Annotated in this window: 20 protein-coding genes; 9 read left to right on the top strand and 11 right to left on the bottom strand. The window is 70.9% G+C overall.

Annotated features, from left to right (window positions below; genetic code table 11):
• The first annotated feature begins 58 nt into the window (after positions 1 to 58).
• Both HPY32_RS27290 and HPY32_RS27285 read left to right on the top strand, forming a co-directional pair.
• On the top strand, positions 59 to 1,117 hold the full coding sequence (locus HPY32_RS27290; RefSeq protein WP_309247550.1) for a carbon-nitrogen hydrolase family protein: 1,059 nt from the start codon (positions 59 to 61) through the stop codon (positions 1,115 to 1,117).
• A 72-nt stretch (positions 1,118 to 1,189) separates the two neighbouring features.
• The gene (locus tag HPY32_RS27285; protein ID WP_067577028.1) at positions 1,190 to 1,813 is read left to right on the top strand and encodes a phosphoribosyltransferase; all 624 of its coding nucleotides are present in this window, start codon (positions 1,190 to 1,192) and stop codon (positions 1,811 to 1,813) included.
• A 1,194-nt stretch (positions 1,814 to 3,007) separates the two neighbouring features.
• Here HPY32_RS27285 and HPY32_RS27280 read toward each other — a convergent pair.
• From HPY32_RS27280 to HPY32_RS27260, 5 genes are all read right to left on the bottom strand, one after another.
• Positions 3,008 to 3,766: an ESX secretion-associated protein EspG gene (locus HPY32_RS27280; RefSeq protein WP_067577026.1), complete on the bottom strand. Its 759-nt coding sequence runs from the start codon at positions 3,764 to 3,766 to the stop codon at positions 3,008 to 3,010.
• A 21-nt stretch (positions 3,767 to 3,787) separates the two neighbouring features.
• Positions 3,788 to 5,155: a WXG100 family type VII secretion target gene (locus HPY32_RS27275; RefSeq protein WP_067577024.1), complete on the bottom strand. Its 1,368-nt coding sequence runs from the start codon at positions 5,153 to 5,155 to the stop codon at positions 3,788 to 3,790.
• A complete protein-coding gene (locus HPY32_RS27270; protein WP_067577022.1) occupies positions 5,148 to 5,558 on the bottom strand; it encodes a hypothetical protein in 411 nt (136 codons plus the stop codon). The genes HPY32_RS27275 and HPY32_RS27270 overlap by 8 nt, the downstream gene beginning before the upstream one ends.
• The gene (locus HPY32_RS27265) at positions 5,527 to 6,204 is read right to left on the bottom strand and encodes an alpha/beta hydrolase (protein WP_067577020.1); all 678 of its coding nucleotides are present in this window, start codon (positions 6,202 to 6,204) and stop codon (positions 5,527 to 5,529) included. Before HPY32_RS27265 ends, HPY32_RS27270 begins: the two co-directional genes overlap by 32 nt.
• A gap of 85 nt (positions 6,205 to 6,289) precedes the next feature.
• The gene (locus HPY32_RS27260) at positions 6,290 to 7,120 is read right to left on the bottom strand and encodes a class I SAM-dependent methyltransferase (protein ID WP_067577018.1); all 831 of its coding nucleotides are present in this window, start codon (positions 7,118 to 7,120) and stop codon (positions 6,290 to 6,292) included.
• A 238-nt stretch (positions 7,121 to 7,358) separates the two neighbouring features.
• Here HPY32_RS27260 and HPY32_RS27255 point away from each other — a divergent pair, with 238 nt between their 5' ends.
• Positions 7,359 to 11,003 (top strand): bifunctional RecB family nuclease/DEAD/DEAH box helicase, encoded by a 3,645-nt coding sequence (locus HPY32_RS27255; protein WP_067577016.1) that lies wholly within the window; start codon positions 7,359 to 7,361, stop codon positions 11,001 to 11,003.
• 216 nt (positions 11,004 to 11,219) lie between these two features.
• Here the strand turns inward: HPY32_RS27255 and HPY32_RS27250 are convergent, their stop codons facing one another.
• Positions 11,220 to 12,389, bottom strand: a complete 1,170-nt coding sequence (locus HPY32_RS27250; protein ID WP_373686692.1) for an amino acid deaminase/aldolase — start codon at positions 12,387 to 12,389, stop codon at positions 11,220 to 11,222.
• A 48-nt stretch (positions 12,390 to 12,437) separates the two neighbouring features.
• The gene (locus HPY32_RS27245; RefSeq protein WP_067577012.1) at positions 12,438 to 12,905 is read right to left on the bottom strand and encodes a TetR family transcriptional regulator; all 468 of its coding nucleotides are present in this window, start codon (positions 12,903 to 12,905) and stop codon (positions 12,438 to 12,440) included.
• Between the two features lie 439 nt (positions 12,906 to 13,344).
• On the opposite strand from HPY32_RS27245, the gene HPY32_RS27240 reads away from it, so the two are divergent.
• On the top strand, positions 13,345 to 14,088 hold the full coding sequence (locus HPY32_RS27240; RefSeq protein ID WP_067577010.1) for a tyrosine-protein phosphatase: 744 nt from the start codon (positions 13,345 to 13,347) through the stop codon (positions 14,086 to 14,088).
• Between the two features lie 112 nt (positions 14,089 to 14,200).
• Here the strand turns inward: HPY32_RS27240 and HPY32_RS27235 are convergent, their stop codons facing one another.
• The gene (locus HPY32_RS27235; protein ID WP_067577008.1) at positions 14,201 to 15,427 is read right to left on the bottom strand and encodes a class I adenylate-forming enzyme family protein; all 1,227 of its coding nucleotides are present in this window, start codon (positions 15,425 to 15,427) and stop codon (positions 14,201 to 14,203) included.
• Positions 15,428 to 15,521: 94 nt separating this feature from the next.
• Complete coding sequence (locus tag HPY32_RS27230) at positions 15,522 to 16,316, bottom strand: enoyl-CoA hydratase/isomerase family protein (protein WP_067577006.1); 795 nt, start codon at positions 16,314 to 16,316, stop codon at positions 15,522 to 15,524.
• Between the two features lie 52 nt (positions 16,317 to 16,368).
• On the opposite strand from HPY32_RS27230, the gene HPY32_RS27225 reads away from it, so the two are divergent.
• Positions 16,369 to 17,394 (top strand): glutathione S-transferase family protein, encoded by a 1,026-nt coding sequence (locus HPY32_RS27225; protein ID WP_309247549.1) that lies wholly within the window; start codon positions 16,369 to 16,371, stop codon positions 17,392 to 17,394.
• Positions 17,395 to 18,088: 694 nt separating this feature from the next.
• Here the strand turns inward: HPY32_RS27225 and HPY32_RS27220 are convergent.
• Positions 18,089 to 18,517, bottom strand: coding sequence for a VOC family protein (locus HPY32_RS27220; RefSeq protein ID WP_067577004.1), 429 nt, complete (start codon positions 18,515 to 18,517; stop codon positions 18,089 to 18,091).
• Positions 18,514 to 19,359 carry a helix-turn-helix domain-containing protein gene (locus HPY32_RS27215; protein WP_067577002.1) on the bottom strand — a complete coding sequence of 282 codons (846 nt, stop codon included), beginning with the start codon at positions 19,357 to 19,359 and terminating at the stop codon, positions 18,514 to 18,516. Before HPY32_RS27215 ends, HPY32_RS27220 begins: the two co-directional genes overlap by 4 nt.
• A 267-nt stretch (positions 19,360 to 19,626) precedes the next feature.
• On the opposite strand from HPY32_RS27215, the gene HPY32_RS27210 reads away from it, so the two are divergent.
• The 4 genes from HPY32_RS27210 to HPY32_RS27195 all read left to right on the top strand — a co-directional run bounded on the left by HPY32_RS27210 (position 19,627) and on the right by HPY32_RS27195 (position 23,046).
• Positions 19,627 to 20,457, top strand: a complete 831-nt coding sequence (locus HPY32_RS27210; protein ID WP_231951256.1) for a hypothetical protein — start codon at positions 19,627 to 19,629, stop codon at positions 20,455 to 20,457.
• Positions 20,454 to 21,380 (top strand): ATP-binding cassette domain-containing protein, encoded by a 927-nt coding sequence (locus tag HPY32_RS27205; protein WP_067576998.1) that lies wholly within the window; start codon positions 20,454 to 20,456, stop codon positions 21,378 to 21,380. Before HPY32_RS27210 ends, HPY32_RS27205 begins: the two co-directional genes overlap by 4 nt.
• Positions 21,377 to 22,162: an ABC transporter permease gene (locus HPY32_RS27200; RefSeq protein ID WP_082870434.1), complete on the top strand. Its 786-nt coding sequence runs from the start codon at positions 21,377 to 21,379 to the stop codon at positions 22,160 to 22,162. Before HPY32_RS27205 ends, HPY32_RS27200 begins: the two co-directional genes overlap by 4 nt.
• A 224-nt stretch (positions 22,163 to 22,386) precedes the next feature.
• On the top strand, positions 22,387 to 23,046 hold the full coding sequence (locus HPY32_RS27195) for an erythromycin esterase family protein (RefSeq protein ID WP_082870433.1): 660 nt from the start codon (positions 22,387 to 22,389) through the stop codon (positions 23,044 to 23,046).
• Positions 23,047 to 23,082: the final 36 nt, after the last annotated feature.

Here is a 23,082-nt window from a genome sequence, read left to right as displayed (position 1 = left end):
CAGCATTTTAGAGCCTCGCGGTGGTCACTCCGACCATCGGCCCAATACGGTGAGACGTATGCAACCGCAGCAGCCGAGCGTGCGCTCCGTCTCAACCTCCGGCTCCGGCAGCTCCGCTGTGCCGTCCGATCCGCCCGCCACCGCCGCCGCACCGGGTGTCACCAGCGGCGATTCCGGCGCGACCGGCGGCGCCGAGGCCGCGGTGATCAGCTATTCGACCACAGTCGAGGCGGGCGGTCCGCTGGCGGGTGCGATGGCCGCGCTCGAGGCGGAGGCGGTGGGCGACCCGGCGGCCGCCGCGGCGGCGAAGCGGTCGGTCGACCTCGCCGTGGTCCAGTTCGCGCCCTACACCGACAAGAGCGCCAACCTCGCGATGCTGCGCGAGCATGTGCGCGACGCCGCCGAGCACGGGGCGCGGGTGGTGATCGCGCCGGAGTACACGATGTTCGCGGTGAGCCGGTTGGATCAGCGGGCGGTGGCCGCGGCCGAGCCGCTGACCGGTCCGTTCGTCGGCGAATTACGCGGTCTCGCGGCCGAATTCGGGGTGCACCTGGTGGCGGGGGTGGTGGAGACGCCGGGCGGCGCGGAGACCGGGCGCGTCTACAACACGCTGGTGGTGACCGATCCGGACGCGCAGCTGGTGGCGGTCTACCGCAAGGTGCACCTGTACGACGCGTTCGGGGGCGGTGAGTCCGCGGTGCTGCTGCCGGGGCCGATCGAGGAACCGGCCACGTTCACCGTCGGCGACGTGACGTTCGGCCTGCAAACCTGCTTCGACGTGCGATTCCCGGAGGGCTGCCGGCGGGTGGCCACGGCGGGCGCGCACGTGCTGGTCGTTCCGGCGCAATGGATTCCGGGCCCGCTGAAGGTGGAGCAGTGGCGGACGCTGCTGCACGCCCGGGCCATCGAGAACACCGTGTACGTGGCCGCGGCCGATCACGCCGCACCCCGCGGGGCGGGCACGTCGACGATCGTCGATCCCGCCGGTTCCGTGCTCGCCGAACTGGGCGAGCAGACCGGCATCGCCACCGCGCGCATCGACCTCGATCACCTGGATCGGATCCGCAGCACCAATCCGAGCCTGTCGCTGCGCCGGTTCACCATCGAGCCGAAGTAACCGCCGCGACGGTTTGGCACGCGGCCGAACGGCTATACCGACGAGAGCAAGTGGGCGTAGTTTGGGAGCCTGATGCTCTACCCCGATCGGATGGCCGCCGGTCGCGCGCTGGGTGGATCGATGATGCACCTGCGGGCGTCGGATCCGCTGGTGCTGGGGCTGCCGCGGGGCGGGGTGCCGGTGGCCGCGGCGGTGCGGTCGGTGATCGGCGGGGATCTCGACATTCTGCTGGTCCGCAAGCTCGGCGTGCCGTGGCAGCCGGAGCTGGCGATGGGCGCGATCGGCGAGGGCGGGGCCCGGGTGCGCAACGACGACGTGCTCCGCCAGACCGGCGTCACGCCCGATCAGGTCGCCGCCGTGGAGAAGTCCGAGACCGCGGAACTCGAACGTCGCCAACGGATTCTGCGGGCCGAGATCCCCCCGATCCCGCTGAAGGATCGCGTGGTGGTGCTCGTCGACGACGGCATGGCCACCGGCGCGACGGTCGCCGTGGCCTGCGAGATCGCCCGGCTGCACGAGCCCCGCCGGATCATCGTCGCCGTACCGGTGTCTTCCGGCGAGGCGATCCGGCGCATTCGCCCGCTGGCCGACGACATCGTGTGCCCGCTGATCCCGCACGTTCTCGGCGGTGTTGGCGGCGCGTACCGGGATTTCCACCAATTGGCGGACGAGGAGGTCATCGCCCTGCTGCGATGAATCGCTCGGGCCGACACGACGGGGCGGCCCGGTCGTGGACCGAGCCGCCCTGTCACGAGCCGTGATCGGCTACATTCCGGTGTTGCCGCTCGCTGCCGTGCCACCGGCCGAGGCCGGAGTGCTTCCGGTGGCATTGTTTCCGGCGGCCGCACCGGCAGTGCCGGTGGCACCCGCGCTATTGCCGCCACCGCACTTGCAGGTGGAGCTGGCCGACGAGTTGCCGCTGGTCGCGTTGGAGGACGCGTTGCCGTTCTTCGCCTGGGCACCGGCTTCGATGCCATCCCCAGTACCGCCCGGATCGGCGGAGCTACCGGTCTTGCCGGTGCCATTGCCCTGGCCACCGGCGTTCCCGCTGCCGCCACCACTATTCGGGTCGGTGGAGTTACCGGACTTGCCGGTCGAGTTATCGGCCTGGCCACTATTCGCACCGGCACCGGTCCCGCTATTCGCGCCATCGTTCGCACCAGTGCCGCCGTTCGCACCGCCATTCGCACCGGCGCCACCGTTCCCGCCACTATTCGCACCGGCGCCACCGTTCCCGCCGCCATTCGCGCCAGCGCCACCGTTCCCGCCACTATTCGCACCGGCGCCACCGCTCTGGCCACTATTCGCGCCAGCTCCCGGCTGCTGCGCGCCGCCGCTCGCCCCATTACCCCCGCCGGAATTACCGGAAGTGCCTCCTGAATTACCGCCCGAGGGTTCGGCCGTGCGGCTCAAAAAGGAGGACATAATTACGGATTTGTGCCCGGCCCCCGTCTTATCGCCCCCCTTACCGCCGCCGCCCGGCATGCTGCTGCCCGACGACAGGCCGCCGCCCGGGACCTTTGGGGCGGGCTCCTGCGCCGCGGCCACGGTCGGTATCGAGCCCAGGGCGAGGGCTCCGGCGGCCAGAGCGGAGAGTGCAATTACTCGAATTTTGTGCTGTCCCACTGGTCGAACCTCACTTTCGATCGGGTCGTTAGGGGTCGAGCGCTGTCGAGCTTATCGAGAATTACCTCGCCAGCCAACCGGTCGAGCATTGCGCCGACCAGGAATCGGTGCACACATCGCATGACCGGCTCGGGTGTGAAAATATACCACTTCGTGAGGAAATGCCATATGCGGTTCGCGATCGCCGAGGAATTGTGAACTGTAGAATTCTTGGCCGGGTAAATAAATTATGGGCGTACGACCAAGATCAACTTCGCGCCCCGCTCACCAGGCGCGGGCGTCGTCGACGACACGCTCCGCCGCCGCGATCATCGGACGGAGCTGCGCGGCGAACGATTCCGCAGTCACCGGAATGACGTCCACATCGGTGCGGGTGCGGACGGCGTAGCGGCCGTCGCCGACGACATCGATCCAGCACAGCACGCCGGTGGGCCGCAGGGTGTCGTCGGCGCGGCGGGCGGAGACGACGATCTGCCCGATCCCGGTGCGGGGTTGTTTGAGCAGGCGGCGGATGCGCGCCGAGGTCGACGGCCCGGAAACGGGAACGGTGACCAGGTCGCGGCTGTCCTCGCGCACGCGCGCCAGCGGGGCGGTGTGCCGCGGCGTCGTCCCCACCGTGTTCTCCGGGAGAACCGAGACAACCCGGGCCGCAAGGGTTTTCGGGGTGCCGACGAACAGCCGGACCTCGGCCCCGCGGTCGGCGAGATCACCGGCGCGCTGGGCGGCGACGACGGTGACGTGCCCGGCCGCCGCACCCAGCACCCGCACCGGCTGGGCATCGGTGTTCGCCCCGTGCTGCCCGAACACCTCCACCCGCACGGCCGGACGCGCCAGCACCCGCAGCGCCGCCTCCAGGTCGGGATCCAGCGTGCGCGAACACCATTCGTTCAGTTCCGGGAGCTGGGCGGTGCGCTCCCGGCTGTCGCGGGCCGACAACCGCACGGCGAGCGGGTACGGGATTCGATCGCCGTCGGTCCGCTCCCAGGCCAGCGCGAACTGGTCGGGGGTGAGGGTCCATCTCACCGGCGGCGGCCCGCCTCGGAATCAGGCATCCTCGACCCATTCGCCCAGCACCGGTGGCGTGGTCGGCGCGAACTGACCGACCAGTTCGGTGCCGGGGTCGGCCGGTTCCAGGAAGGTGGGCTCGTCGAAATCCGGGTAGTAGTCCTCGTCCTCGTCGTCCTCGAACTGCTGGGGCGGCAGCGGCTTCCGCGCGGCGGACCGGGTCGTGTCGGTGGCGGCGAAGGCGCCCCCGGCCAGGCCACCGACGACGCCCGCACCCATGCCGGTGACGGTGTCGGACGGATCGGCCTGCGGAGCGTGCTCGTCCTTCTTGCGCTGACCGTCGGCACTGGCCGCATGGGTGGCGGTGCCCTGCCCACCGGCGCTCTGCGCGGCGGCGGTGACGCCGGGCACGGTCGCGGCGACGCCGGGTACCGCGCTCGGCGCGGCGGCTCCGGGCCGCGGCTGCCCGCCCGTCGGCTCCGAGACGATGCGGTCGTTGTGCGGGGCAACGATATTCGCCGCGGCGGGCGCGACATGCGGCGGCATCGGGGCCGCGGCGGCCGGAGCGGGGGCGGCCGGGACCGCGGCATCGGTCGCGGCCGGGGCGGTCACCGCCGCGGGGGCGGTGGAGCCGGAATCGTCGCCGCCCGTACCGGTTTGCGCGGCCTCGCCGCCCTGCCGGGCCGCCTCGGCCTGCGGCGCCGCGGCGGTGACCTGATCGGTCGGCCGCACCCGGTCGTCGCCGCGCACGCCGGAGGGCAGCGCGTCGGCCGAGCCGCCGCCGGGGGCGGTTCCGCCCGAATTGTCCGCGCCGGTCGGCGGATTCGGGTACATGCCGCCGTCGTGGAAGGCGGGCACATTGCTGCCGGTCGGCAGGAAGATACCGGCGTACACCGAATTCATCACCCGCACCACGTCCTGGCGCAGGCTCTCGGCGGCCTTCTGCACGGTCACATTGGCGGCGGCCCGCTTGGGGTCGAGCAGCGCGCCCTCGAGGTCCGGCTCGCCGGAGGACACCGGCTGCGACACCGCCGACCGCAGCGTCTCGGCCGCGTCGTTGGCCTGGCCGAGCCGCTCGCCGACCACGCCCATCACATCCGAAAGATGCTGGCCGAGTTCCTCGAACGCCTGCACCGCCTCGCCCGCGAGCTGCGCCGCGGTACCGCGCCAGCCGTCGGCGATCGCGCCGCGGATCTCGGCGTGCGCCTGCTGCACCGCCTCGGCGAGCCCGGCGGAGGACGCGTGCCACGCCTGCCGACCGGCGGTCAGCACCTCCGGATTGAGCTGTGCCACACCGCGGTAGATGTCGGCGTAGGGCAGGTGGTCGAAGACCTCGACCGTCGGCGCGTAGTCGGGATCGGTGTGCGGGGTGCCGCGCTTGTGCCCGCTGCCGCTGATCTTATGCATGGCCCGCCGCCACGGTGTCCGCGCCGACCTTGCCGAGGGCGGCGGCGATGTCGGCGTCGTGCTGGGCGTAGGCGGCGCCGGCGGCGCGCAGTGTCCGGGCGAGTTGGCGGGCGGCGTCGGCGTACTCCTGCAGGTGCTGCAGCGCGTCGGTGGCCTTGCCCTCGAACCCGCGGCGCAGCGCCTGGCCGGACTCGAAACCGCCGAAGCCCGGGAGCGATCCGGCCGGGGCGAGCGTCCGGATCTGCTGTTCGACTTGATCGGCGAGCGCCTCGTAGCGGCGGGCGCAGCGTTCGTGTGTGCCGTCGGTGACGAGCACGCCGTCGATCCACAGATCGCCGTCGTCGACCGCCTGCGACAGGGCTGCGACATCGCTACGCAGATCCCCGGCTTCTTGTGATTGCACCGGTCCCCCTTTCTCGTGCCCACTTTCCGTGTCGCACAGGATAGGCGACGCGGTTCCGGATCCACTCGACGATATCGGCCGTGACCTGTGTTCGCACCGGCTCGTGCAGCAGATCGTGCCCGGCATCGGCGTATTCGCGAAACAACACTACCGATTGTTGGCGCGCGGTCCAGTCCCGAATCGGATCGATCGGGGCGCGGCGATCGTCCTTGCCGTGCATGACCAAGGCGGGCATGGTGCGGGGCAGCAGGGGGACGAGGGGGACGATCTGTCGCGGGGTGCCGGTGAGGATCAGGCCCGCGCAGTGCGGCATGGCGATGAGGGCGGTGGCCGCGCCCAGGGAGTGTCCGGCCACGAACATCGGGGGTTCGATGTGTTCGAGACGGACCAGATCGATCAGTGCCTGCGCGTCGACCGCGAGCTCGTCGACGGTGCCCGGTGTGTCCGGATCCCCTTCGCTCAGGCCCTGTCCGGAGGTGTCCAGCCCCCAGGTCTCGATGCCCACGGCGGTCAGCGCGCGGGCGAATCGGTGATAGTGCACGGTGTTCTGCCCGGTACCCGGGAGCAGCGTCACCACCGCGCCCGGCGACTGCACCGGCCATCGTCGGTAGTGCAGCCGACCCCGGCCACCCTCGAAAAACGGCATACCACTAATCTCTCAGCGCCGTAGCGAGGACATCACTAATCCTTGCGGCGCAGCGGTGAACATCGTGTGCGGGGAAAGATCGAGATCAGGCGGGGACGCGCGCCCGGATCAGGTGGGGGCCACCGGCCCGGACGCCGACCTCGACACTCAGGTAACGCGCCGCGAGCATGGACCCGGGCACGTCCTCCTCGATCCGGAAGCCGTTATCGTGCATCAGATCCGCCATCTCCGCAGGGGTGAAATAGCTGATCCAGCTCTCCCCGATCGCGGCCAGCTGCCGTTTGCGCTGCTCCACCACGGCCTGTATCTCGGGGCTCAGATCGGATACCGGCTCGGAGTAGTCGAGGACCACCCGGGTGTTCACGGCCAGCCGTCCGATTCGGTGCAGGGTCTCGGCAACGGCGGCGCGGGTTAGGTAGATCGAGACACCCAACCAGATCACGAAGGCCGGGCGGGACCGATCGAACGAGGTGGCGGCCAGGGCGGTGTCGAGATTCCCGTGCTCGAAATCGGTGGGCGCGTAGGTGACCGACGCCGGAACAGCGATACCGGCCGCGGCCAGCCGCTGGCGTTTCCACGCCTGGGTGTCGGGATGGTCGATCTCGTACACCCGTAGATCCGGATGCGGGTTTCGGTAGCCGAGGGTGTCCAGTCCGGCGCCGAGGACGATCGCCTGCGTGGTGCCGCGCGCCACCGCGTAAGCCAGGGCGTCCTCGGCGTAGCGCGAGCGCGCGGCGATGAACAGGCGCATGCGCCGCCGCATCTCCTCGGGCATGGTCGCGCCGCCCGGTTCGGTGTCGCCGACAATGGCGCGCGCCAGCGGGTCGCGAAAGATGCGGCCGCCCTCCAGGTCCTGATGATCCGCGCGGTAGCGGGCCGCGCTCAGCGCGGTACGGCTGGGTTGTCCGTTCTGCACGGTCGCTCCCTTCGCGGGTGTCGGTGCCGACCCTACCGAGACCGTCGTCGCACCGTCCCTCCTTGTTATGGGGGTGTGCCCCGCCTCACCCGCGTGTCGAGGACGACGCTCGCACCGAACCACGACACGCCCCCCTCACGCCACGCCGCCGGGCCTCGACTGATTACGCTGTTGCGCGACTCGGCTGCATGGATGCGCCGACCGGGTGCGGGTGTCCCGAGACGCAGGAGGGCCGCGATTGATTCTGTTCGGTGATCGTGTCGTGTGCAGCACCGGTGATCTGGTGTCCGCGGCACGCTGTGAGTTCGCGCTGTTGCGCGCGCTCGATGCCGAACTCGGACTCGTGGCTCCGATCGGCAGTGGTCCTGCCGTACCCCCGTCCCGGACCGAGGATGCGGGGCTATCGGCCGAGCTGCGCGCCCGGCTCGGCGCCGAGCCGATCGATATCGCCCCGCCTCGCTCCGGTACCCCGGCCGAGACCGTGGCGGCCTTGGCGGCCGCCCACGAGCAGACCCTGACGGCCCTGCGCGGCGGAGCCGACGCCGTCGCCACACCGACCGTCTTCGACGGCAGCTTCTTTGCGTCGTGTGCGGCCGTGGTGCGCGCGGACATGCTGGCGCGAGGCGGCAACGCAAACAGAACCGATCGGTCCGCAACAAGTTCCGGGGCCGATCCGGCAACGGCATCCCCCTCCCCCGTCTCCGGCATTATCGACGGCGACGCCCTGCGCGCCTCCGTCGACGCCCTCACCCGCACCGCCGTCCTCGCCGCCAATGCTCCCCGGCAGCACGTCGATCGACCGGCGGCCGCCGAGGAGACGATCACCGCGGACCCGGCGGCGACCGAGCCGGACGAGACCATGATCACCGCCGACGCAACCGATCCGGCGGAGGTCATCGGGCACGCGGCGGACAGCGATTCGCCGAGCGGAGTCGGGTCGCGGGCGGCCGACGGGCGAGCGTCGCGGGACGAAGGCGGCTACACCCTGTGCGCGGTCGACGCCGAGAGCGCGCCCATCGCGACGTTGATCGAGCTGGCCGCATGTGCGGATATCCTGCGGCGCAATGGGATTCGAGTCGACGACCGGGTCCTGATCTGGCGGCCCGACGGCGCCGAGGAGTTCGAGCTGGGCGACGCGGCCGTCGTGCAGGCGGCGCGGCGGCGGCGGGTGGCGGCCGTGCTCGAGGCCAAGCAGGACGAACTGCTGCCGGTGCAGTGGGGTGATCGGCGCTATCTGGCGTGTGGGCGGTGCGCGACCTGCACGGCGGAACTGACGGTGGGACGCGATCTGCGGCTGGTCGCGGGCATGCGCCCGGCGGTGCGGGCACAGCTGCGCGACGCCGGGATCACCACCGTGGACCGGTTGGCCAAGGCCGACGCCGCGGTGACCGGCGTTGCGGCGCATGTGTTCTCGGTGCTGCGGCGGCAGGCCGAGTTACAGCTGCACCGCGAGCGCACCGGCGAGCCGGTGTATGTCGTGACCGACGCCGCCGCGCTCGGGGCGCTGCCCGCCCCCTCCTCCGGGGACGTCTTCCTGGCGACCGGCGGCACCCCGGTCGATGTGGTCGGCGTCGGCGTGCCGCCCGCGCATCCCTGCGACGACGCCGACGATCCGGCGATCCTGTTCCACGCCTTCGATATTCACCGCGATCCGGCCGCGCTGCTGGAATACCTCGTGGACCGCCAGGAGCGACACCCGGACCTGCGCATCTACCACTACCGCGCACCCACCCGGGAACTGCTGGCCCAGCTGTGCGCCCAGTGCGGCGCCGACGACGACATCGCCGACGACCTGATCGGCGCGCTGGTCGACCTGTACCCGATCGTGCGCTCGGCGGTGATGATCGGCGAACGGTCCTACGGCCTCACCGAACTGGTGACCGTGCTCGGCACCGGGCCGGGCGCCGAAGACGATGCGCTGGAGGCGGATTGCGCGCACACGCTGCGCCTGCGCGACCGGCTGCGGGCGCTGGCGGCCGAGCACCGGGTGCGCCCGGCACCGGCCGCGCGCGACATCGCCCCGGAATCCCCGTCGGCCGTCGAGGCCGCGCTGCGCGAATTCGCCTACGACCGAGAGCTTTCCGGCGATCTCCGCACCGCCGCGCGGGAGGCCGCCGCGCAGACCGGCGCCGTCCTCGGCTATCACCGGCGCGAACGCCGCCCGCTGTACTGGGCGCACACCGACCGCCTGCACCGGCCGATCACCGAATGGGCCGACACCCCGGGCGTTCTGGTCGCCGACTGGGGCACCGTGGACACCAAGTGGCACAGCCCGGGCGAGGGCCCGATGCGCCGCTACCTCAAGCTGACCGGGCGGCTCGGCACCGGCGGCGCGCCGCCGCCGGGCACCCCCGTGCTCACCCTCTACGACCGACCGGTGCCGGGCATGGTCGCCGCGCCGGGCCGCCGGGCCGTCGCGCGCGCCACCATCCTCGGCTGTTCGCAGGACGACAATTTCGACGACACCGTGCGGGTGCAGGAGCTGCTGCCCGACGGCTGCGCCCCCTACGACGAACTGCCGGTCGCGATCGTGCCGGGCCCGCCCGACGACGACGAGAACGTCTCGGCCGCACTAGAATTCGCGGCGCATCAGCTGCTGGTGAGCCTGCCGGAGATTCCCGGGACGGCAGTGTTCGATCTGCTCTGCCGCCGCCCGCCGCGGCTGCGCTCCGCCGCGGCGCTGCCCGAGGTGTTCGGCGACCACGCCGCCGCCGTCACCGCCGCGGTACTCGATCTGGACAATTCCTATGTCGCGGTGCAGGGTCCGTCCGGTACCGGCAAGAACGACGCCAGCGCCCGGGTGATCGAGCGGCTGGTGACCCGCTACCGGTGGCGGGTGGGCGTGGTCGCGCAGCTGCACGCGGCGGTCGAGGAGGTGCTCGACGCGGTGGTGCGGGTGGGTGTGCTGCCGGAGCTGGTGGCCAAGTCCGAGGTGCGCGCGGTCGCGCCGGAATGGCTGGCCATCGATCCCGCCCGCTATCCGCGCTTCCTCGACAATGCGGTCAACGGCTGCGTGATCGGCGGTGTGCCGGGGGATTTCGCGGACGCCGAGCGGATCGCGGCGGGCAGCCTGGACCTGCTGGTGATCGCCGACGCCGGGCACCTGGCGCTGGCCGATGCGGTGGCGGCGGCGGGCAGCGCGCGCAATCTGCTGCTGCTCGGCGATCCCGCGCCGCTGCCGGGCTGCGGGGCGCATCCGGAGCCGGTGCACGAATCGGTGCTGGGCCGACTGGTCGGCGACGCGCCCACGCTGCCACGGGAATTCGGGTACTTCCTGGACCGCACCTGGCGGATGCATCCGCAGCTGTGCGGGCCGGTGTCGCGGCTGCGCTACGACAATCGGCTGCGGTCGACCGAAACCGTCACGCTCGCACGCGATCTCGAGGGCATCCCGCCGGGCGTGCGGATGATCCCCGTCGAACATCACGGCAACCGCACCGAATCCGCGGAGGAGGCCCGCGAGATCGTGCGCCGGGTGCGGGCGCTGCTGGGCCTGTCGTGGCGGCAGGGCGCGGTCACGCGGCGGCTGCACCCGCACGACATTCTCGTGGTGACGCCGTATCACGCGCAGGTGGCGCGCATCCGAACCCTGTTGTCGCGGGCGCGAATCGACGATGTCGTGGTCGGCACCGCCGAGCGCATGCAGGGCCGCGAGGCGGCGGTGGTCCTGGTCTCGCTGGCCACCTCCGTCCCCGCCGACGCCCCGCACGGCATCGACGCCCTGCTGTCCCGGCACTGGCTGACCACGGCGGTCTCGCGGGCCATGTGGACGGCGCTGGTCGTACACTCGCCCCTGCTGACCGAGTATCTGCCCGAAAACGCCCAGCAACTCAGCGATCTCGCGGCATTCCTGGAGTTGGCGGGCAGCTCCCCCACCTCGTGATTCCGGCGCGCTTTTGGCCGGAATCCTCGGTGAGATCCCGGCCAAAAGCATGCCGGGATCACAGGAAAGGTGCGCCGGGACCAAAGAAAGGTACGCGGGGACCAAAGGGAAGGTGCGCCGGGACCAAGGGAAGGTACGCGGGGACCAAAGGGAAGGTGCGCCGGGACCAAGGGAAGGAAGGCACGCCGCGATGGTGGGCCGTCGAGTCTGGTTGTGCTACCCGAAGTTTCGCCCCTCGCCGCGGTACGTCGGCACGGTGGTGCGGGTGCCGTCGGGGTCGACCAGGTGAAGCTCGTTGAAGCGCTCGCACAATTCACCGGCTTTGGCGTGCCGGAACCACACTCGGTCGCCGATCTCGAGTTCCTTCGCGCCGGTCAGTGGGGTCTGTACCTCGCCCGTGCCTTCGGTACGGATCAGCTGTAACCCCGTGGGCCACACCGGCTTCGGGACCCGGGACCAACCGGCCGGGCCGGAGGCGATGTAGCCGCCCGCGAAGGCGGTGACGATTCCCCGCGCGGGGCGGCGCAGCACCGGCAGGGCGAAGAACAGGGCGGGGCGGGGGGTGAAGGAGCGGTAGCCGTCGAACAGCGTGGGCACGTACAGGCCCGAGCCCGCGGTGACCTCGGTGACCTCGGGCGCGGACACGCTGACCTCGACCGAACCGCTGCCACCGGAATTGACGATCCGCAATTCGCCGACCACCGACCGCACCGCGTCCAGCACCTGCCCGCGGCGCCTGCCGATCTCCGCCGCCGAGGCCCGTTTCACCAGGCGCACCGCGGGATTCGTGTCCGGCAGACCGGCGATCTGCGCCTCGTAGGTCATCACGCCGACCACCTCGAAGCCACGCTCGGTCGCGACCCGGGCCAGCTCCGCGGCCTGCTCCGGCGAGCGCAGCGGCGACCGGCGCACGCCCAGATGCAGCGGTCCGATGCGCAGCGACGCATCCACGTCCAGGCACACCCGCGGCCGCACCCGGTCGCTGCCGACGGCGGTCTCGAGCAGATCCAACTGCGCGACATCGTCGACCATGAGCGTGATCGACTCGCGCAGGGTGTCGTCGCCGCCGAGCTCGGCCAGCGCCGCGCGGTGCACGCTGGGATAGCCGAGCAGCACGTCGCGCGCGCCCTGGCGCACCAGCCAGATCGCCTCCGGCAGGGAGTAGGACATGATGCCCGCGAAGCCGCCGGCGGCGGTGAGATCGGCGCCGAGGACCTCCTCGAGCACGGCGCGGCAGCGCACGGATTTGCTCGCCACCCGGATCGGCACACCGCGGGCACGGCGGACCAGGTCGGCGGCATTGGCACGCAGGGCAGCCAGGTCGAGCGCGGCGAGCGGCGGATCGAGATCCGCGGTGGCCGCGTGCAGACCGGCGATCGGCGACACGACTGTCACACGATCCACTGAACCACGGTCCTGGTCATCCGTCCAGGACTAACGCTCCACCGCCTTGGTGGACAGGCTCGAGACCAGGTCGTCCAGCACGACCAGCGTGGTCTCGTCATCGCAATCGGCCAGCCAGCGCAGCACGGTCCCCTGCATCACCGCCACCGAGTAGGCCGCGACCGCCTCGATCGGCTCCAGCCACTCGGTGTGCGAGCGCTCGGCGCACAACTTCAAGAACGCGGCGACGTCGGCGTCCAGATCGTGGAATACGGCCGAGACGTCCGGATCGGCCACGCATTCGGTCCCGGTCCGCCGATCCCAGCGGCGACGCAGCGCCGCGATGGTCGATTCGTAGGTGCGGACCTGCCGCTCGGGCGCGGCCTTGATGGCCGGCCACAGCGCGCTGACCCCGGCGTGCAGCAGGACCCGCAGGGCTCGCGTACCGCCGTAATCGAGCGCGGCCGCTGCCTGCTCGACCGCCCCCACCACTGCCGGGTGCGGTCTGGCCTCGATCATCTGTCTACCACTTGTACCTGCGCTCAACGACGACTCCCTCGGGCAAAGAGCGCGCGCACCTCGCCTGCGCGGCTCCGACGGGCGGCAGATCTTCGATGATCGCCCCGAGCACCAACCCGGTCACCCGTTCAACATTTATCAATGGTAGAGGGTTTACGGGGAGGTAGACCAGGTTAAGCGGGCTATTCCGTACTGAAAGAATGTTTTGTTACTCCTTCGGTATCAGGCAGCGACTCGCTGGATACCGGCGGCCACCTCGGCAGCAACCCGTCGGATCGTCTCCGAAACCGGACAAAGAGTCTATATGCGCGCAGGTCACGACACCGAATCGGTGTGTCGGAACACACACGCCGACCGGTACCATCGCGCCACTCGGGTTTCGCTGGTTCGATCGGAGAACGACACCTCGGTGATACCGATCGGCCGATAGCCTTGATCTGTGACAGCCGCGCGACCCGACCAGTACCTGCTCTCCGGTTCCTTCAACTACCGCGATGTCGGCGGCTTGCACACCTCGAGTGGTAGCCGACTGCGCAGCGGGGTGCTGATGCGGTCGGCGCATCTGTGCCGGCTCGACTGCACGGGCAAGGATCGCCTGCGGGGCGTCGGCGTGGCGACGGTCCACGATCTGCGCGGACCGGACGAAATCCGATACCTCGGAGCCGATGTGCTACCGCCGGGCGTGGAACTCGAGCTGTCGCCGTTCGATTCGGGGATCGGTCGCAAGCCGCCGCACGAGGTGGTGTACAACGACGGCTGGACGGAGATGCTGCAGGTGTACCGCAGCTTCCCCACCATGCCCGAGGCGGGAGTGGCGATCACCCGGATCGCGGAGTCGATCGTGCGCGGCGACGGCGCGGTGCTGGTGCACTGCGCGGCGGGCAAGGACCGCACCGGCTGGGCCATCGCGACCCTGCTGCGCGCGGTCGGCATCGCGGAATCGGAAGTGCTGGAAGACTTTCTGCGCAGCAACGACGCCGTCGACGCCCTGCGCGCCGACGTGGAGCTGAATTCCGGTGGGCGCGCGGTCCTTCCCCCCGAGGTCCTCGGGGTCAGCCCCGAATATCTCGGCGCGGGCACGGATTCCATGCAGCGGGTGTACGGCGACCTCGAGGGCTACCTCGCGAGCATCGGGCTTCATGACGAGTTGCGCAACGAGTTGAAGCAGCGGCTGCTGGACTGATGGCCCCGGCCAAAAGCACGCCGGGGACAGGGGCGGGACGCACGCCGGGGACAGGGGTGAGACGCGCCGGGAACAGGGACACGCCGGGATCAGCGCGGTGGATTCGGGACCATCAGTCGGCTCGGTGGACCAGGCCGTCGGTGTCGATGCTGACGTGGTTGCCGGTGCGGAACCAGGTTCCGGTGAAACGGGATTCGGTGGTCTGAGGGTCGTTCCAGTAGCGGTGGGTGACGTTGGGGCCGCGGCAGAGGAGTTCGCCGCGGCCGGCGGCGGCGTGCGGGCCCCACAGGGCCAATTCGGTTCCGCCGAAGGGGAATCCGAGCAGGTCGCGGGCGGGCCGGTCGGCATTCGCGGGCAGGGCCAGGCCGATGCCGCTGGTTTCGGTGGCGCCCCACACCGACCACTGGCGCGCCAGCGGGAAGACCTCGCGCAGGGCCGTGTGCACGACCTCGGCGGTGCCGGGGTCGGCGGCGGCGAGTTCGGCGCGGTGCCCGGCGCTGCACACCTGCCGCACGCCCTCGGCGCGCAGACCGGCCAGCGCGGGCAGCAGACCGGCGAAGATGCGTGGCGTCGCCGACACCATGTCGATCCGTTCGGCCACAATGGTTTCCGCGACCACCGCCGGATCGGGGGCGAGCACCACGGTGCCGCCGACAGCGAAGGTCGGCAGCAGCTGATCGACGCAGCCGCTGGCGTGCGCGAGCGGCGGCAGCACCAGGTTGCGCAGCCCGTCGGTGGGCAGATCGAGCGCGCCGACCATGGAGCGGATCGCGGACAGCAGATTCTCGTTGGTCAGCTCCACCCCCTTGGGGCGGGCCGAATCCCCCGGTCCCACACCGCCGCTGGTGTAGCAGAGCAGGGCCAGTTCGCTCAGCGAGGCGCCGTCGTCGATGAACGCCGCCCCGTCGGGCAGCCCGTCGCCGTCCAGCACGAAATCCGCGGCGCTGTCGATGAGGACCTGCGCCGCAACGGCTTCGGGTAGTCGGTCGTGCACCAGCACCGGGACCGCGCCGGACAGCAGCGCGCCGAGGAACGCCTGCACCCAGCGCGCCCCGACCGGCATCCGCACCGCGACCCGGTCGCCGTAACCGATGCCGTGCTCCTGGAGTCCGCCCGCGATGCGCGAGGCGGTGTGCCACAGCTCCCGGTAGGTCAGTCGCGGCCCGCCGATCTCGACCACGGCCTCACGGGTGGCGAAGGCGTGCACCTGCGTGTCCAGCAGTTCGGTGAGCGCCGGGTTGAGATTGCCGTAGCGCAGCACGCCGTCGGCGCCGCGGGCGACCGGGTTGGCGCACCACGGATTTCGCGGCAGTGGATATTCGACGAGCAGCTGCGCCATGTGTCCCTCCGAGTGCCTCGATCCGCCAGGCACCTGTGACTATATGACGCACCTCACATGTTCGGTGGCTAGGCGGCGCACGTGTCCGCGCCCGTCACCGGCCGGTGTAGGTCGCCTTCCCCGGCCCCACGTCGAGGAAGCTGCGCACCGCGCCGCGCAGATCCTCGGTGCCGAACAGCTCGCCGGAGACCTCCGGGGTCACCGAATCCGCATGTGCCACACCGCCGGACCGCCAGGCCGCGATGATCTGCTTGGTCGCCGCGTGCGCCCGGGTCGGGCCGTCGGCCAGCCGCGCGACCAGCGCCCGGGCCGCCTCGTCGACATCGTCGTGCACCGCGTTGACCACGCCCCACTCGGCGAGGGTGGCCGCGCCGTAGAGATCGCCGGTCATGACGAACTCGCGGGCGCGGCCCGACCCGGCGCGCTCGGCCAGCCGCTGCGGGCCGCCCATCGACGGGGTCAGCCCGACCACGGTCTCCACCAGGCCGAACTTCGCCTTCGGTCCGGCCAGCAGGATGTCGCAGGCGAGGGCGATCTCGAAGGCGGCGGTCAGGGTCAGGCCGTGCGCGGCGAACACCACCGGGCACGGCAGCGCCTCGAGGGGGTGGATGATCCGCTCGAACAGGGTGCGCCACAGCTGCGCGCCCTCGGCCACCGACAGGCCGTCGAAGACGTGCACGTCCACGCCGCCGGACACCACCTTGCCCTCGGCCCGCAGCAGCACCGCGCGCGGCGGGGCGGCGGTGAGCTCGGCGATGTCGGCGGCGAGCGACTCGAGCAGCGCCTTGTCGAACAGGTTCAGGGGTGGATTGTCGAGGGTGAGGACCGCCAGTTCGGCGCCCTTCTCGGTGCTGGTGCGTTCCAGGCGGGTGGGTTTCGCATCGCTCATGATCCGAATCTATGTGCCGTGGACGGGATACGGAACATGTCAAACTTGTGCGGTGAGCACGGCGTCCGAGAGCGGCACCTATGTGGAGCCCGGCGAGTTCAAGCGCGATACCACCTACATCACCACCCGGATCACCGCCGACGGGCGCGACGGATATCCGGTCGAGCCGGGGCGCTACCGGCTGATCGCGGCCCGGGCCTGCCCGTGGGCCAATCGCACCCTCATCGTGCGGCGGCTGCTCGGGCTTGAGGATGTGTTGCCGCTGGGGCTGTGCGGGCCGACGCACGACAAGCGCAGCTGGACATTCGATCTGGATCCGGGCGGGGTGGATCCGGTGCTGGGCATCGCGTTCCTGCGGGACGCGTATCTGAAGCGGTTCCCCGGCTATCCGCGCGGGATCACGGTCCCGGCCCTGGTGGAGGTGGCGACCGGGCAGGTGGTCACCAACGACTTCGCGCAGATGACACTCGATTTCGCCACCGAATGGACGCGATTGCACCGGCCGGGCGCGCCGCGGCTGTATCCGGAGCCGCTACGCGCGGAGATCGACGCGGTGAACCGCCGGGTGTACACCGAGGTCAACAATGGCGTGTACCGCTGCGGTTTCGCGGGCAGCCAGGATGCCTACGACGCCGCCTACGACCGGTTGTTCACCGCGCTGGACTGGTTGTCCGACCGCCTGGCCACGCGGCGCTACCTGGTGGGCGACACCATCACCGAGGCGGACGTCCGGCTGTTCACCACGCTGGTCCGCTTCGACCCGGTGTACCACGGCCACTTCAAATGCAACCGCAGCAAACTCACCGAGCTCCCCGTCCTGTGGGCCTACGCCCGCGACCTCTTCCAAACCCCCGGCTTCGGCGACACGGTCGACTTCACCCAGATCAAACAGCACTACTACATGGTCCACGCCGACATAAACCCCACCCGCATAGTCCCCAAGGGCCCCGACCTCTCCCCCTGGCTAACCCCCCACGGCCGAGAATCCCTCCCCGGCACCCCCTTCGGCGAAGGCACCCCTCCCCCGCCGCCAAAGGAAACCGAACGGGTCCCGGCCAAAAGCACGCCGGGAAAATAGAGATTCACACGCCGGGAAATAGAGGCTCGCACGCCGGAAAATAGAAGCTCACCTGCCGGGAAATCAGCAGTTCGCACGCCGGGAAATCAGCAGTTCGCACGCCGGAACGTACGCGCACGCCCAACTAACGCACGAAAGACGGTGTGCTCGAACGCATCCGGAACGCCATTCCGGCGTACCGACGTTCGCCATCCCGGCACGCCGACCCTTTGTCATCCCGGCGTGCGGACCGTTCGTCACCCCGGCACGCGGACCGTTCGTCACCCCGGCACGCGGACCATTCGTCACCCCGGCACGCGGACCATTCGTCACCCCAGCACGCGGACCATTCGTCACCCCAGCACGCGGACCGTTCGCCATCCCGGCACGCGGACCATTCGTCACCCCAGCACGCGGACCATTCGTCACCCCAGCACGCGGACCGTTCGCCATCCCGGCACGCGGACCATTCGTCACCCCAGCACGCGGACCATTCGTCACCCCAGCACGCGGACCATTCGCCATCCCGGCACGCGGACCATTCGTCACCCCAGCACGCGGACCATTCGTCACCCCAGCACGCGGACCATTCGTCACCCCAGCACGCGGACCATTCGTCACCCCAGCACGCGGACCATTCGTCACCCCAGCACGCGGACCATTCGTCACCCCAGCACGCGGACCATTCGTCACCCCGGCGTGTTTTTGGCCGGGATCACTTCTCCCCGGTGGCGCCCGCGTAGGTGCCGAAGGTCCAGTAGGCGCCTTCGGGGTCGCGGCAGGTGAATTCTCGGGAGCCGTAGTCCTGGTCTACGGGTTCGCGGGTGATGGTGGCGCCTGCGGATTTGGCGCGGTGGTAGAGGCCGTCGGGGTCGTCTACGACGATGTAGGTCGAGCCGGTTCCGGCGGGGTGGTCGTGCAGGGCCATGTCGGGGCGCTGCTGGCCGAGCATGATGCCGCCGCCGCCCGGCCAGGCGAGTTCGGCGTGCGCGATGACGTCGCCGTCGGTGTAGCGGGCCAGTTCGGTGAAACCGAAGGCGCGGATCAGGAAGTCGATCGCGGCCGCGGCGTCGCGGTAGACGAAGGTGGGCCAGATCGGCGTCGAGGTGCGGGTGGAACTGGTGGTTGCGGTTTCTTCGCTCATGTGTGCGAGCCTTCCAGGGGTGCCCGGTCCTGGGCTTGGACGAATGGGAACTCTTCGCTGGCGAGCCATTGCGACGGCGGCATCCCGGCCAGTTCGCGCCACTCCCGGGCCATGTGGGCCTGGTCGTAATAGCCGGTGGCGGCCGCGACGCTCGCGATGGTGGGGCCGGTGCGGCGCAGCATCCGGTGCGAGGCCTCGAACCGGGCCAGCCGGGCGGCATCCTTGGGGGAGATACCGAATTCGGCGGTGAAGCGCCCGGCCAGATGCCTTCGGCTCCAACCGATCTCGTCGGCCACCGCACCCACCCGCGGCGACAGCGGGGACGCGGTGAGCAGCCGCCAGGCGTGCTCCAGATTCGCGTCCGGATCGATCTCGCCGAGCCGGCGCAGCAGGATCTCGTCCAGCACGGCGAACCGCGCCGACCAGTCCGGCGTGGACGCGAGCCGCTCGCGCAGTTCGCCCACCCGCGCACCGAGCAGGTCGGCCAGGTCGACCACCCACGAACCGAGTTCGGCCACCGGCATCCCGAACAGCGCCCGCGACCCCAGCGGGGTCAGCGCCAACTGGATGCCGTGCTGGTAGCCGCGGTGCGCGATCAGGCACGGCCGCAGGGTGAGCCCGCTGGCCAGGGCGTCCCAGGTACCGCCCGGCTGCGCGGGATGGGAGGAGACCGGCACATCGACCGGCTCGTCGATGGTGATGATGACGGTGAGGCAGGTCATCGGCATGCCGACGTGGAAACCGGGGGCGAACCCGCGCAGCAGATACCCGTCGTAGCGGGCCACGTACGGTCGCAGCCGCGGATCGGGCACACCCCTCGCGCCCGCGGAGACTCCACTCACGCATCAACGGTAGATCGTTCGCCGGAACCGGGCGAGCCAACAGTTCGTTACGCGGGCGGGGGCAGTCACCCCACCGTCGACACCTCGAGCGAGTACATATAGTGCGAAGGCGGCCACAACGGTTTGCGGCGCGGCTCGTCGTTCGGTGGCCGTCCGCGATGCGACGAAGGAGCAAGCGGACGGTCGCCGAACGACGAGCCATCAGGGCGCCGCAAACCCCGCGACGCCGGAGGCGGCGCAATTCAATACAGAGAGGGGTGTTTGCCGATGTTCAAGGGCGGGTTCGAGAAGGCCGTGGTGGCGCTGCTGGACAACGGGGCGAAGGTGCAGGGGCCCGCGGTCGCGAAGTACGTCGATCGGCTGCGGCGCGCGCATCCGGAGGAGTCGCCCGCGCAGATCGTCGACCGGCTGGAGCGGCAGTATCTCACCACGGTCACCGGCAGCGGCACCGCCGTCGGCGCGACCGCCGCGGTGCCCGGGGTCGGCACCGTCGCCTCGCTGGCGGCGATGAGCGCCGAGACCGCGTTCTTCCTGGAGGCGTCGGCGGTGTTCACCCTCGCCGTCGCCGCGGTGCACGGCATCGCGCCCGAGGACGCCGAGCGCCGCCGCGCCCTGGTGCTGGCGGTGGTGCTCGGCGAGAGCGGAATGCAGATCGTCGAGCAGAACGTGGGGCGTTCGGCGCAGAACTGGGGCACGTTGCTGGCCAACCGGATTCCCGGTATTCGCGGAATGAACGATTCGCTGCTCAAGCGATTCGTGGTGCAGTTCATCGCCAAGCGCAGCGTGCTCATGGTCGGGAAGGTGATTCCCGCCGGAATCGGCGCCGCCATCGGCGGATTCGGCAACCGGTCGCTGGGCAAGACCGTCATCGCCAATGCGCGGGGGGCGTTCGGGGCGGCTCCGCTGTCGTGGGATCCCGGCCAAAAGCATGCCGGGATAACGACGGACGGGAGTGCCGGGATGACAACGGACGGGAGTGCCGGGAAGACGACGGATGGGAGTGCCGGGAAGACGACGGACGGGAGTGCCGGGAGGCGGGGGATGGTCATCGATGTGGATCCCCTGCCCGCGCCGAATGATTCGACCGGGCCGCGATGAGTGCGGGGCGGGCGCCCGCTATTTCCGTCGCGGGGCTGAGTAGGCACTTCGACGGCGTGTATGCCGTGCGGGAGGTGAATTTCACTGTCCCGCACGGTAGTACGGCCGCGCTGATCGGGCCTGTCGGCGCGGGGAAGAGCATTGTCGTGCGGATGCTGCTGGGCCTGCTGCCGCCCAGTGCGGGCACGGCGGCGATCGATGATCCGGGCGAGGGCTCGGGGCGCGGTGTCGGGTCCATGCTGCAACCGCGCGGGCTGCACCCGAACCGCACCGTGCGCGGCCAGCTGCGCGTCTATGCCGCCGCCGCGGGCGTTTCCGACGACCGCGCCGACGCGCTGCTCGAGCTGACCCGGCTCGACGTCGTCGCCGACGTCCGGCTGCGGGCGCTGCCGCCGGGCGCGCACACCCGGCTGGCGCTGGCACTCGCGCTGCTGGGCGATCCGCCGGTGCTGGTGCTCGACGATCCGTTCGCCGGACTGGACCCCGCCGAACGCGGCTGGCTCGGCGACCACCTGCGTCGGCACGCCCGCCGCGGCGGCACCACCCTGCTCACCTCGCAGAGCCTGTCGCTGATCCTGCCCGTCGCCGACTCGATCACCGTGCTGAGCGCGGGCTCGGTGGTCTACCAGGGCACGCCGAAACGATTGCGGCGCAGCCATCCCGACCGCCTGGTGGTCGCCGCCTCCAGCCCGATCGCGCTGGCCACCGTGCTGGCCGCCCAGGGCTTCACCGACACCGTGATGCGCACCGACGGCCGCCTGGCGGTGGCCGACGCCTCCCGCACCGAGATCGAGGCCGCCGCCACGCTGGCCAAGGTGCGGCTCACCGAGATGATTCCCGAACCGGTGCACCCGGATCGCGTCCTGGCGGCGCTGACCCGGTCCGCTCCCCCACCCACCCCGACCATGTACGGAGCGCCATGATCATCCCGACGGTGCCCGCCGACATCGGCCGGGCCGCGACCTCGGAATTCCGCAAGATCACCACGCTGCGGTCGGGCCGACTGCTCGTACCGCTGTGCGCCGCGGTCGGTCTGGTGGCCGCCGCGGTCACCGCCGCCGTCGGCAGCGGCCCGCGGCAGGGGGACACACCGGCGACCGGGACCGCGAGCATCGGCCTGTATCTGGCACTGGCGGTGGCGATCTCGGCCGCCGCCGTCTTCGGCGCGCTCGGCTCCGGCGACGAGTACCGGACCGACAGCATCTCGCTGACCGCGCTGTTCACCCCGGATCGCGACCTGCTGTTCGGCACGAAACTCGCTGTCGCCGGGGCCTATTCGCTGCTGCTGGGCCTGGTCGCCGAGGTCGGCGCGCTGGTGGTGCTGCTCGGATTGGCCCGGCACGAAACCGAATTCGGGCTGCGGCTGACCGGGGTACTGGGTGGCGGCCTGGTCGCCGCGCTGTGCTGGGGCGTGATCGGCGCGTCGCTGGGCCTGCTGCTGCGGTCCGCGGTCCAGGCCGTCGCCACGATGATCGGCTGGCTCGCTATCGCCGAGCCGCTGATCTGGTTGATCGCCAAGGGAATCGGCGCACCCGGCGTCGCGGTGCTGCTGCCCGGCTCGACGACCATCGGCACGGTCATGGTCGGTTCCTTCCCGGGCAGCGCGTTCCTCGCCCCCAGCGCCGCCTCGATCATCGTGCTGCTGCTGTGGACCGCGGGCGCCGGTGCGGCGTCCTGGTGGTCGCTACACCGACGCGAGCTCTGAGCCCTCCGACCCGTCACTCAGCGGTCCGAGAAGGCTCGGCCGGGAACATGATCCAGCTCGCCAGGTGTGGAATGCGGCCGGGTCCGGGGCCTTTGCTCAGTTTCTCCTTCAGGGCGGCGGTCATCTCGCGCACCCAGTCCTGTCGCTCCTCGGGCGTGAGCCACACGATGCCCTGGCGGTAGCCGACCGCGTCCGCGTACGGGTCCGCCGCCCGCTTCTCGGCGCTGCGCCTGGACTACGCGCGGCACACCTCGGCCGAGGACTACGGCCGCGCGCTGCAACTCACGATCACCCTGGATGCGTTCGCGCGCACCCTGATTCGCGGTGATCGGCGGGAACTGCTGTCGATGCGCGACGCCGCCCGGGCCGATACCGTCGACTGGGTCCTGCGTCGGGAGGGCCGAATCCTGGTGGCGGCGCACAACGGTCACGTTCACCGGCAGACCACCGTCTACGCACGCGGCATGGAACCGGCCACCCCGCTGGGCATGCACCTCGCCGACCGGCTCGGCGACGACTACCTGGTCATCGGCGCGACCTCGGGCTCGGGCCGAACCCTGAACTCCGGCAGCGACTTCTACACGGGCACCCTGTTCACCGACCTGGAACCGCCGCGGCCCGGCAGCCTCGACGCGCTCATGCACGCCTCGCACGACGAACCGTTCCTGACCGACCTGCGCACCCTGTCCGCAGCGGACACCGCCGCCGTGCGGGCCGCCACCGAACAGCGCCTGGGTCCGAACTATTACCCGGTGCGCCCGCTCGACGCCTTCGATCTGGTCGCGCACCTGCCGCGCGTCACCGAGGCCACCCCCGACGCCGAGGCGATCGCCGCGTCCCCAGAGGACGTGCGGCGGGCGTTCGAGCACTGGGCGAACCACTAGAACACGGCGGTCGATCGTTCGCACGGAGTACCGTCG

Origin of the sequence: Nocardia terpenica, assembly GCF_013186535.1 — a bacterium.
GTDB classification, from domain to species: Bacteria; Actinomycetota; Actinomycetes; order Mycobacteriales; family Mycobacteriaceae; genus Nocardia; species Nocardia terpenica.
Note: the sequence above shows the minus strand (reverse complement) of the source record. Positions and strands in the feature narration are given on the sequence as shown.

What these genes read in the sequence shown, in the direction of transcription:
- HPY32_RS27290 (WP_309247550.1), top strand. Translation starts at nt 59, where the DNA reads ATGCAACCGCAGCAGCCGAGCGTGCGCTCCGTCTCAACCTCCGGCTCC.
- HPY32_RS27285 (WP_067577028.1), top strand. Translation starts at nt 1,190, where the DNA reads ATGCTCTACCCCGATCGGATGGCCGCCGGTCGCGCGCTGGGTGGATCG.
- HPY32_RS27275 (WP_067577024.1), bottom strand. Translation starts at nt 5,155, where the DNA reads ATGCATAAGATCAGCGGCAGCGGGCACAAGCGCGGCACCCCGCACACC.
- HPY32_RS27265 (WP_067577020.1), bottom strand. Translation starts at nt 6,204, where the DNA reads ATGCCGTTTTTCGAGGGTGGCCGGGGTCGGCTGCACTACCGACGATGG.
- HPY32_RS27245 (WP_067577012.1), bottom strand. Translation starts at nt 12,905, where the DNA reads ATGATCGAGGCCAGACCGCACCCGGCAGTGGTGGGGGCGGTCGAGCAG.
- HPY32_RS27235 (WP_067577008.1), bottom strand. Translation starts at nt 15,427, where the DNA reads ATGGCGCAGCTGCTCGTCGAATATCCACTGCCGCGAAATCCGTGGTGC.
- HPY32_RS27230 (WP_067577006.1), bottom strand. Translation starts at nt 16,316, where the DNA reads ATGAGCGATGCGAAACCCACCCGCCTGGAACGCACCAGCACCGAGAAG.
- HPY32_RS27220 (WP_067577004.1), bottom strand. Translation starts at nt 18,517, where the DNA reads ATGAGCGAAGAAACCGCAACCACCAGTTCCACCCGCACCTCGACGCCG.
- HPY32_RS27210 (WP_231951256.1), top strand. Translation starts at nt 19,627, where the DNA reads ATGTTCAAGGGCGGGTTCGAGAAGGCCGTGGTGGCGCTGCTGGACAAC.
- HPY32_RS27205 (WP_067576998.1), top strand. Translation starts at nt 20,454, where the DNA reads ATGAGTGCGGGGCGGGCGCCCGCTATTTCCGTCGCGGGGCTGAGTAGG.
- HPY32_RS27200 (WP_082870434.1), top strand. Translation starts at nt 21,377, where the DNA reads ATGATCATCCCGACGGTGCCCGCCGACATCGGCCGGGCCGCGACCTCG.